Source organism: Bradyrhizobium sp. Leo78, from assembly GCF_059512425.1.
Genome location: NZ_JCAMOT010000084.1, coordinates 1 through 10678, shown reverse-complemented (window position 1 = coordinate 10678; position 10678 = coordinate 1). Strand labels below are relative to the sequence as shown.

4 protein-coding genes and 4 pseudogenes are annotated in these 10678 nt (G+C 61.1%); 4 read left to right on the top strand and 4 right to left on the bottom strand.

Features of this window, described 5'->3' with window-relative positions; genetic code table 11:
- Together AC5ZG1_RS42370 and AC5ZG1_RS42365 are read right to left on the bottom strand one after the other, a co-directional pair.
- A pseudogene (locus AC5ZG1_RS42370) lies at positions 1-784 on the bottom strand (IS630 family transposase); the annotation flags it as partial.
- 815 nt (positions 785-1599) lie between these two features.
- The gene (locus AC5ZG1_RS42365) at positions 1600-1833 is read right to left on the bottom strand and encodes a S1/P1 nuclease (RefSeq protein WP_165421509.1); all 234 of its coding nucleotides are present in this window, start codon (positions 1831-1833) and stop codon (positions 1600-1602) included.
- Here AC5ZG1_RS42365 and AC5ZG1_RS42360 point away from each other — a divergent pair.
- On the top strand, positions 1791-2060 hold the full coding sequence (locus AC5ZG1_RS42360; protein WP_130230717.1) for a hypothetical protein: 270 nt from the start codon (positions 1791-1793) through the stop codon (positions 2058-2060). The genes AC5ZG1_RS42365 and AC5ZG1_RS42360 overlap by 43 nt on opposite strands.
- A gap of 510 nt (positions 2061-2570) precedes the next feature.
- Positions 2571-4851: pseudogene (locus tag AC5ZG1_RS42355) on the top strand (T3SS effector XopP-like protein).
- 158 nt (positions 4852-5009) lie between these two features.
- On the opposite strand, the pseudogene AC5ZG1_RS42350 reads toward AC5ZG1_RS42355, so the two are convergent.
- Both AC5ZG1_RS42350 and AC5ZG1_RS42345 read right to left on the bottom strand, forming a co-directional pair.
- Positions 5010-5141, bottom strand: a pseudogene (locus AC5ZG1_RS42350) (AhpC/TSA family protein); the annotation flags it as partial.
- A 1842-nt stretch (positions 5142-6983) separates the two neighbouring features.
- Positions 6984-7112 carry a hypothetical protein gene (locus AC5ZG1_RS42345; protein ID WP_283807049.1) on the bottom strand — a complete coding sequence of 43 codons (129 nt, stop codon included), beginning with the start codon at positions 7110-7112 and terminating at the stop codon, positions 6984-6986.
- Between the two features lie 642 nt (positions 7113-7754).
- On the opposite strand from AC5ZG1_RS42345, the gene AC5ZG1_RS42340 reads away from it, so the two are divergent.
- Positions 7755-8204, top strand: coding sequence for a DinB/UmuC family translesion DNA polymerase (locus AC5ZG1_RS42340; protein WP_496136366.1), 450 nt, complete (start codon positions 7755-7757; stop codon positions 8202-8204).
- Between the two features lie 1589 nt (positions 8205-9793).
- Positions 9794-10102 (top strand): annotated as a pseudogene (locus AC5ZG1_RS42335) (transposase); the annotation flags it as partial.
- Positions 10103-10678: the final 576 nt, after the last annotated feature.

Sequence of the window (10678 nt, the reverse complement as noted above, 5' to 3'; positions counted from 1 at the left end):
TCGACTTCTTTTAAAAACTTCAAGAACTTGACTGCGCGGTGGCGCTTGTAGCATTTGCCGATGACGAACCCCGAGGCTTGTAGCATTTGCCGATGACGAACCCCGAGGCGACGTCGAGCGCGGCAAACAGCGAGGTCGTACCGTGCCGCACATAGCTGTGCGTGCGCCGTTCCGGCACGCCAGGCATCATCGGCAAGACCGGCTGCTCGCGATCGAGCGCCTGAATCTGGCTTTTCTCATCGATGCTGAGGACGAGCGCACGGTTCGGTGGGAATAGATAAAGGCCGACGATATCGCGCACCTTGTCGACGAACAGCGGATCGCTCGACAGCTTGAATGTCTGGCTGCGGTGCGGCTGCAAGCCGAACGCTGCCCACATTCGGCGGATCGTGGTGTGAGAAAAGCCGGTTTCCGCCGCCATCGAGCGGATCGACCAGTGCGTCGCGTCGGCTGGCGTCGTCCGCAGCGTCCGCTCGATCACGGCAGCGACCTGATCGTCGTTGATGGTGCGAGGGCGGCCAGGGCGGGCCTCGTCAAGCAGGCCATCACAGCGATCCTTCAAAAACCGGCGACGCCACTTACCAACGGTATGTTCGTGAAGGCCGAGTTCGGCAGCTACGGACTTGCTTGGCAAGCCATCCGCACACCGCAGGATCGCACGGCATCGCTCAGATAGCGACCAGGCTACGCGATGACGACGAACTTGTCTCTCCAAGTACGCCCGCTCCTGCGCACTCAGCATTAACGGCGCAATCGGCCGGCCTCGCTCACCTGCATTAGCCACTCGCACTCTCCTCTGTAGAGATTCGAACTATCAACTAATGTGACGAACTTGCGTTCCAGATGACTAGCAGGCGCGCATGAGCTGCACCCAGCCCGCGAGCTCCGCCGGTCACCAGAATGACCTTCTCATTCATACGTCCCATGGCCTGATGTCCTTGCTCGCTCATTGATTGATGCGCCGTCAGTAGGGAGATCAGCTCGAGCCCATCTTTCTCCCGACCCATCCTATGCCATGTGCATGGCGGCTTCCCCAAAGCCTTCGTCTCGTCCAAACGGACGATCTTCCTGCCCGACCGTCCGCCGTCATTGAGGAGATAGGGCGCTGCTTTCGACCGGCAATGCAGGCTCGCAGCGAAAAGGCGTTCGCCCTGCTGCGTTGGATTAAGCTTTGACGAGAGGAGAGCAAAGCACATAAGTTCTCCGGCGTGCAGCGGCTGGAGATTGAATGTTTCGAATCGGCGCGCCGATGATGGCGTGCGGAAATCCAGCTAGATCTGATTGTGAGGTAAAGCTCCCGCGATCGTTAGGTGCTGGATCAATGACGCAAGCCCCTCAGGAGCGCAGCCACCCGGTCGATCTCGCCTCCTTGCGTTTCTGATCATAAATAGCACAGCACGGCATTGATGTGAATCAATCGAGCAAGTCATACGCACGCGCTCGCGGAAGAGAAAAAAATGCGCCCGATCAGGACGGGGTGCACGAGGGTTGCAGCGTTGGTCGCCGCCAGGGAAGCCGACATCTAGTGCGCGCTTGGTCTGCCCGCCCTTCATCGAACCAGAGTTGCGCGAGGTCAGCATCCGGATCGTAGGTTGATCATCATCCGGTATCCACGAAATGCCATCCTGCCGTATCCTTATGGTCGGCACGGTACTCGTCAGCCCAACTGGCGATCGAAGCAAGTGTTACGTTGGGGTGATCAAGAGCAGGAGCTTCCTGCGCAAGCAGGCCCTCGATTTTGCCGAGCGTGGCGGGATCGAGCCGTCGCCGTGCGATCTCGCGACAATTGCATGGCCTTCCTGCCCCAGGACCAGGCCTGCGAGACCGACACAACGAGCACGAGCCACGCGAGCCAGACAGCTCTCATAGCCTTTGCCCACAGCCTTCAGCTCGATCTACCACAAGTCGTGCGCCTTCATGATTGCAACTACATCCGGGCGAGAGGTCGAAATACCATGCGCAAGACCAAACATCGCGGCATCGGTCGCGTCGCCGCCGATTTCCTGCTCAATCTGATCGCCTATAATCTGATCCGCATCCCCAAACTGGCTGCAGCCTAGCCAGCCCAGACCTAGCCTCCCGGACGCGCCAGCCCAACGAGGCCTCCGCAACAGAAAAAAAACGCTTCATTCCTCACGTTTTTCAGCAGACTGCTAGCGCCTCCTCAGGGAGGACGACAGAAGGCCTTAAGAGAAAGCATCAGTTTCCGGCCAGAACGTTGCAGAACGCCATATCCAGCCTCCGGAATTCGTTACCGCCTTCGGCAGCCTTGGCACTGGATCTCGTATAGGTCCGAAGATGCGCGTACAGGTGCTCCCATGAATGGTAGTTCGCAATCTCATGGGACCTCCGTTATCCGCCCCGGCTTTGCGCGATGAGATGGATTCGCAATCTGCCGGGCTCTCGAACCCGGTCCTCAAACGTGCGGCATATGAGCTTCACCAGGGCAGCTTCCATGGAATTGGAACGATGGTCATTCGGATTTTCTTGTGCGTCCGGGAGAACGACCTTCGTCAGCCAGGTGCTCTATCTAGATAGGCTGCGCATTCTCGGCTGTATCGGAGATGAATATGACGGGCATTGGCCGACCTGGCAAATCGCACGTTGGGACTGCAGGAGCCGACAGCGCGGGGGGATCAAGCAATGCGCCCTCGGATTCCAGTCTCGCCCCTGGGGAAGGCAGCCAATCTTTCGACTCCGTCGTGGAGCGGATGCGCTCCGGGCCTCAAGGTGCAACGGCGCCACTCGCCAGCCACCCGCCAACATCGCGTCTGGCAGTCCCCGTTTCCTCGAGGGGCGACGAGATCAAAGCAACAAAGCGGAAAATGGACAGCCTGCTTGAGGAATTTGAGGCTTGTCGTAATGCGGCCAAGCAAGTCCAGGACTCGTCACAGCTGCAAGAGCTGATCGATCAAGTCGTCAAGGCAGGCTCAACAGTTCTGGAGTACTACGCGAGTCTGCCCCCAGATTTGGCACGTAGCATTGTGCCCGACGATCAGGCTCGCCGAATCCGCGACGTGGCACTCGAGGCGGCGGAAGAATGCAACATGCTGGCCACCCGGACCATCTACGCCTTGGAGAAGAGCAGGAAGGGTGCGGCATCCGTGCTCGACGCGCTCCGCAAATCCAACGCTTCGCCCGACCAGCTCAGCCGAGCGGTTTCCACTGTGGCGAAACAGTACTTGGCCTGCATAGAGTGGTGGGGAAAGAAGGCATTGCGCTCGGAACGGATGCAGTCCGTCTGCGCGGCCACCGCCAACCTACCAAGTACAACGCCCCGGATGCGGCAGGGCGAAGAGGCGGCACTGCGGCTGCACGCCGGCTGGGCACTCAATACGAAGTGCATGCATCTGCAATCGCGGATCGCTCTCGCGCAGCTCATGATTGAGCAGCAGGCGAGCGAGTTCGAACCAGCCGTGAGAAAAATCCTCATTGGTGAGAACGGGCGGGCGCGTCTGCTCGGAACCTTCATCGAGGATGTTTTTCCGGCATTCGTCTCGACGTCCGACGCTGTTCTATACAGCAAAGGACAGGCACTCGACGCAGAGCACTGCGCCGTTCTGGAAGGAGTCATGGAGCGGCTTTCGGAATTTGCGTCGGCGTCGCAGGACGACATCGTTGCCAAGCTAAGCGACGTTGGAACAGGTGCCCACCTCCCAGTGGAACTGTTGGACCAGATCGTGGAAGGCGCGTGGCTCACTGCGAACGAGGTCATGCGGTTTCTGGCAGTGCAGCCGAAGATGCCGGCCAACATCGCACCGCCGGCCGAGGCTGGAGCTTCGACACCGGCGAGCACTACCGGCAGGGCTGTTGCGGCCGAAGGCACTGCAGCGCGCAGGAAGGGGAAAGGCAAGCGCACGCCCGCCGCTTGCGCCGGGAGTTCGGCGGCTGGGCGGCCGGAGCCGCAGGTCGCGACCGCCGGCATTGGCACGGCGCCAGCAGCCAAGGTTCTCGTGCTCTCCGATCTGGGTACGAAGAAACTCGCGAGCGCGGAGGAGGCACATGCGAGGGCGTCATCGTCGGCGACCGGACACTTGGCGATGTGGCAGGCTCCCCCGTCGAAGGAGGCACTGACGCGAGTACTCAAGCGGTTGGACGAACTTTTGCAATTCGATCTGCCCGGTCAGCAAAGGGCCATCTCGCAAGCGCGCCAGATGAAACCCGAGGACGCCGACCACATCGTGGACACCGTCGTCGAGCGCCTGCAGAAGCAGGCCGCCGAGATGCAGGCCTGTGTAGCCGCGTTGGAGGAGCCTCGTCGACGCGGCCTTACTCACGCCTGCGCAAGTGAGCGAAGTGCACAACAAATTAAACCGGCTCAAGGTGATGTTGTCCGAGGCACAGGGGCTGGCAAAGACTTTGCAGGACCGAAAGGCCAAAATCAGGATCGATTGCATGAAGACCTACGCCTTTCCGTCGCAGAAGTACCTTGAAGAGCTGCGGGCGGCTGAGGAGTTGGCGCCTGCGGATCTACCGCGCGCGTTGAAGGGCGAGCCAGGGACGCTGTTCGAGATCAAGCTGCAGGGTAAGGCACGGCGCAATGGTGCGATGCCCAGTCCGATGTGGGTGCACATTCATACGAAACGGCCGGTACATGCCTGGCAGTTGGCGACGCTGGATGACGCCGAATTCGCCGCTTGCCACGTGAAGTCGAATGAACAGCGCGGCTACAATCGGCACTGGCAGAACGCCCGAGCTGCGACGGGTCACGAGAACGTCGTGATCCATCGCGGCAAGCTAACGCCTGCATTCTGTAAGTCCTTGTTGAGCACCGCAGTTAGCGGCCACCCACCCTATTGGCTTGCCGAGGCGGAGCACCGGTCGACGCAGGTTGCTCGACACGGGATGTAGTTGGGGTATGGCACGACAATCACGGAGGGCGTATTGCCTTATGAGTCGGTGACATCGCGCTTTGGCCGGAGAACAAGCCATTCTTGTCGTGTGGCAGGCTCGTACCATCTCAGCCCAGGACAAGATGGCAGGATTGCACGCCAAAACACGCTAGCATGTTAGGCTGCAACTTGGGAGGCGGCCGACATCAGCTCTTCGGGGCTCGGCCGCCCGAAGATGCGATGGCCGCCTTCGGGAACTTCGGTAAAGCTCCAGCGCACAATCCCCTCCCGGTCGATCAGGGAATTCCCCAAAGAAGAATTTCGTAAGAATAACTCTGCCGCTTGCTGGGCAGGACTTTTGCTTGGCTCTGGCTAAGCGAAGCCAAATGATGCAGCGTGGTCTCGACTGGACGCACCGCCTCCGCAAGATCGCCGATGACACCTGGCACGTCAGCGCGGATACCCCGACCAAGGCGGCCTTACTCCGCCAGCTTTGTTTCGATGTACGCGTTCGGCGAAGGAGCGGCGATCCCCCATTACCGCATTGGCGTGGGCCAGAATGTGTTGCTGAACAAACCGAAGGCCGCTCTTGCGGGCCCTCGGCAGGGTGACATCCCAGTATTCGTTAATGGCCCTCTCAGCCAACGGGATGCGGTTCAGATCGCCTTAGCGATCAACCTGCGCAGGATTCCTAAGCAAGTTTCCAAGTGGGGCATCGGTCGAAGACTTATTGATTTTCGAGTCTCTCGGCGTGTTCTGCGAGCTTTTGCCATTCATCGGCGAGGCGTTGCCACGACTCCTTGTCGAGCGGGCGGCTCGCTCGCTCCGCCTGCGCACGGCAATCCTCGGCCTTGGCGCGGTAATAGGCTGAGTTATTTCGAGGCATATTCCGCTCCAGGTCATGTGCCCCGGCGCGACCGTTGGGCGCGCCGGGGCAGTGCTCCCTCTCGGCCGACCGTGGGGTCAGGGGGCTGAAGCTCGATCAGCAAAGAGGTCGCACATGAGCAAAGGCATCTCAGTGAACTGCTGGAGCCTGAGAATGTCGCCTTCGTCAGGCTCACTCCTGCAGGCGTCTTCGGTTGAAGCGAGCACCGGTAGCTGTGCGAGCCTCGGCCATTCATCGGAACGCCGCAGTAGTCGCTGTTTGTCGATCGGACCAGCCGTCTTTGCACTGCTGCCGACATTGCTCGGCTCGCGCGGATGATTTCTGCATGATCGGCCATAGCATCTCGTAGCTCTCAATGGCCCGAAGGGCCACTCGGCCTGTCAGCAACGTAGCGCGGCTAATTCACTTTGGCTTTGATTTAGATCACCTTCCCGCGATGGTCGCAGCCCGCTGCAAGGGTCGGTTGCTGCCCTTCACACCCGTAGCAGTTACAGCAGGATTCCAGCACCGCCCGCACGGCAAGCCGCGGTAAGACAGCGGTGTCCGATTGGCCCCGGCGGCCAGAGCCAGTATCTTTTCGGCTAGGCATGCCTTCAACGATGACGTCCGCTTTGCTTCGGGCACCATCCGGACAGCATCGTCCAGCACACCTCGCAGCACGACACACGCTTTAACTTGCGGCTCATGGCGCTACTCCAGCAAGACAAAATCTGTCCATGCCGGCTCCAGCCTGCCCAGCCGGTGGTCCGGAGGCAGGCCCCGCGGAACTTGGCCTCCGATGGGCCTCTTTCGCCGAGTGAGCGGGGCCGTCGGTTTTTGGGGACAGGTCACATCGGCGAGCACAAAAAATGTGAGTCGGTCATGTGACAGGCGCTTGCGGACGCCAGTTGACGCCCCTGATGTCGGAAGCTCCAGGCCGCGCTGTCGTCGGCTGGCGTTCGCCACACACGAACAGCCCCTTCGCGGGATCCCCCGCGCAAGGTGTCAGTGCCGTCGGCGGGTGCTGCCTGAAAGTTGGTGGTTAGGCTGGCGGGCTACCCACCTAGCCCGATTGTCGAACAGGCGTCCGCAAACACCGTAATTTAAGGGGTTACCGGGGATGTCGCGGCCGGAGCCTTGGGCGGTCTTCCATTCCGCTTCAGGCCCCGTGTTGTTTTCGCGGCAACCTCCTGCGCGCTCACGCGCTCGCCGGCCAAAATCCTCGCCTCGAACTCACGACGTGCCGCTTCTTGCAGCGCGCTACGCGACAGCGCGACCAGCACCGCCTAACGTTCGACCTTGGCCGCAAGGTCTTTGCGGTCCGCATAGCGGCGGGCAACGCGCATCAATTGCGACACCTTCGTCGGCTCGGTCAGGTCGAAGGTGTGGCGCCACGATGTGCCCGAATTCGGCATTGCGCGGCGTGTTATCGCGGAATCTCGTCGACCAAGGGAAAGAACGTCGCGAGGGAGAATTCACGATTCCGACCGCCGCCTGTCGCTGGCGACGAACGCTCGGACGCCGTGGGAGCTCGTCATTTCGCGCCACGCGGCGTCCTCGAAGTGACCGTTGGCCTCGATCTCGGCCCGCTCCAGCTCATCCCGAAGGCGTCTGTTGGCGACACGACTATTCGTCGGCGCCTTATTGAGCCGCGGCGCCTTGCGCATCGTTGGGAAGACCTCGTCGAAGGCTTTTGTCTTTGCAAAGTCGCGTTTAGTCGATTTCGGGTTATCGCTTAGTCATAGCCTCACGCTGGCACTTGGACACTGCCTGACCGCTCGGCCGACATCCTACAACAAGTTGCTGGCGAAGCTCGCCTCGCACCACCGCAAGCCGCATGATCGTTCCTTACCACGCCAAAGATGGGTCCGACCTCCGTTCAGGATCTCCCCGCCGGGAAATTCCATGAGATCGGGCCGGCGACAAGCGCCAAGATGAACCGCCTCGGGATTTTCCCGGGCATGGACATGCGCAACAGACACTCGAGTTTATGAACGCCAACTTCGGCAAGGCCGATAGCTACTCTGTTGGATACCCACGGCATCGACGAGCGTCCCGTGCGTGCCAACCGGATCCGCAAGTCCCTCGGCGCGGAGAACACCTTCTCAGAGGACCTAGCGGAGTACGATGCTCCGGCAGCGGAACTGAAGCCGCTCATCGAAAAGGTTTCGCACCACTGCGAGGCCACAGGCGCCCGGGGCGGGACGGCGACGCTCAGGGTGAAGTTCTCCGATTGCGAACTAATCACCCGGAGCAAATCAATCGGTCATCCATACCGCAAGCGATCTTCGACCCTCGAAGACCCTCGCTCAGGACCCGCTGAAGCACCTGATGCCGCCAAAGAAGCCAATACAATTGCTCGGAATTGCGATAGTCAGCGTCATCACGCAGCTTCTGCGGTGTCGACGGCAGATCAGCCAGAGAGTGACGACCGCGCTAGATGTCTGACAGAGCCCTCGCCCGCACCGCTGGCGCAGCATCACTACCAACTCGAGGGTGATGGATGAGCCGAACGTCGTTGGGTCCTCCCGGCCCCAAGACGGCGGTGTAGCGCTCGCCGCGAATGTCGTAGTGCTTTACCGGCTCCGTCGCGTCCGGCAAGAGGCCCCAGCGGCCCAGCTTCGAGATCATCATGTCCGGCGCGGGTTGGGTGCCGTGGGAAAAGTCCTCGGGAACGGCCAATGAAGCATCAAAAGTCTCGCCGACCGCTGAGGGCATAGCCTCAGCCCTGGCGGACGCGGGCGCGGCTTGCTCCATCCTGTGTCCAAGCGGCGCTGGCGAGGTCCGATTCCCCGGCCGCGCGCTCGGCTGCGGAGCGTTTTCCGGTCGAGATCCGAGACGAATGGCAGCGCCTGGCGGATTGAGTGGGGCGCTCTGCCTCATCAGCCCCGCGGGCACCAACAGCGCCGTGTAACGGTCAGTGTTGATCACGAAGCTGGTCGGTCGGCTGTCCTGGCTCGGCGGGAGGCTGCTCCCCTCCCGCGCAGTGATCAGCTCGTCCGGCGCGTGCTGGTGGCCGAAGTTCAAGGGACGAACGGCCTCTCCGAAATTCGGGGCCTGAGGATGGCGCGCGGTTGGCCCGAGAGACGACGATGGGCCGGCGCCTTCCATCCTCGCCCACAGCAGATCCGGATCGTAACCTTCCGCAGGAAGGACCACTGGCGAGCCGACAGCTCGCCCGAGAGGCGACGGTGGGCCGGCGTCTTCCATCAACACGCGCGCGGCTGAATTGCCGGCCTCGCTCAGCTGCCGCGCAATGGCATCCTCTTGCGGATGGCTTAGCGTCCTCTGCCTCTTCGCCGCGCTCCCGGTCAGCTCGTCCGGAGCCGGCTGGTAGCCGTCGCGCCGGTTCAACTGACGAACGGCTTCTCCAAAATCCGGCGCTTGGTGATCGCGCACGGTTGGATCGAGAGACGATGCTGGGCTGGCTTCGTCCATGATCCCCCGCAGCAGACCCTGATCGTGACCTTGCGTTGTGAGCCCCTCCGACCATCTCAAAGCTTCCCGCGACGCGCTGTCCTGCGCAGCGGCGTCCCCAAGACGTCTGGCGACGGCGCCTTCGGAATGAGGATCGCGGGCACTATGGCGCCCGAGCTCCAACGGATAATAGGAGCCTGGAGGAGCAGGAACCCCTGCGACGGGAGCGGCATCGCGTTGCGGCACTTCATCCAAGTGCGGCTCAAATTCCGCTTGCTGCTGTTGCTGTTGTGCCACCGTGGCGTTGTACGTAGCGAGATCTCGGTCGAATGGGCTGATATTGTTAAGTGGGTCCATGTTCCCCTCCGGTTGGGGCCGGTTCGCAATCCTGAGCGGATAGTGTCGCTCTCTAGTTCTCACTCTACTAGGATCAGCTTTCGACAAGCTGACGGGCTTAGAGAATTAGAGTGGGCCAAATTGGCCGAAGCGTGCATTCTCTCACACGCAGCAGCATCGGTCGTCCGCCGAAGAAAGGCCTTAATGACCAAGAGGAGAGATTTTTGCGCTGGCGAAGTTGGAGCAATCGGAACCACCGCTTGCCGCTTACTAGGTCCTGTGGACCTCCTGGGATTCCCTTAAGCCGGCACATCAGTTCAAGACTGCTTTTGGGGAGGCAGTCTTGGGTATGATCGACCGTATGGTTTTGAGCGACGCGCCGTCGGATCGGATGGCGCCGCTGATTATCGGCCGGGCTGACAAAAGGGATCGACTGGAGGCGACTACCGGATGTTCGTGGAGGGCGTTCTATGGATTGTGCGTACGCGAGCTCGCTGGCGTGATCTTCCAGAGGCGTTTGGCGATTGGAACAGCGTTCTCCAACGCTTCAGCCGCTGGAGCGCGAAGGCTGTATGGTGGCGATCTTCGAAGCGATGTCTGACGATCCAGACTTCGAGTATCGATCGTTGATTGCACCATCGTCCGAGCCCATTAGCACGCTGCCAGGGAGCCTGCTCCTCGATCGGGGCGAGCGTACCGCGGCACCCGAGGAGTTCGTGCTTGGTGCGTTATTGCGAGGCTGCACGGCCAGCTTGCCGGATTCGGAAGCGCTCGCCATCCCCCCTCCGCGCCATTCGTGGGAGCCCCGATGAGTTTACCCCGCTCGCCAACTGCTCCGAAATGGGATAGACGTGCGCTTTCGCAAAGACTGCTTGGCCCGCAACGAGCTTTACGTGCTCGGCCCTCTTGCCGGCTCGGACCCGCTTACTGAATGACCCGTCGCCGCGATAGTTGATCATACCAGTCGTTTGGTGCCCTCCTGGTCCCATACTGCAACCGTTGAGCACCCCCTCCGTTCTTGTCTATCAGGCGGAAACCGGTGTTCCGCTGCAGCAAGTTGGAGCGCTCGTCGGTCAGAGTGCGCATCGAGAGATCTGGCCGCATGTGATCGATTGGCTGGGGCTTTAGGGTTTGAGCTACGAGCAACTACGCGCCCCAGCTGCCGTGTGCCGGCATCGTCGCAGCGAATTGATCAGGTCGCTCGTGGACCAATCTTGGGCCGTGCTTC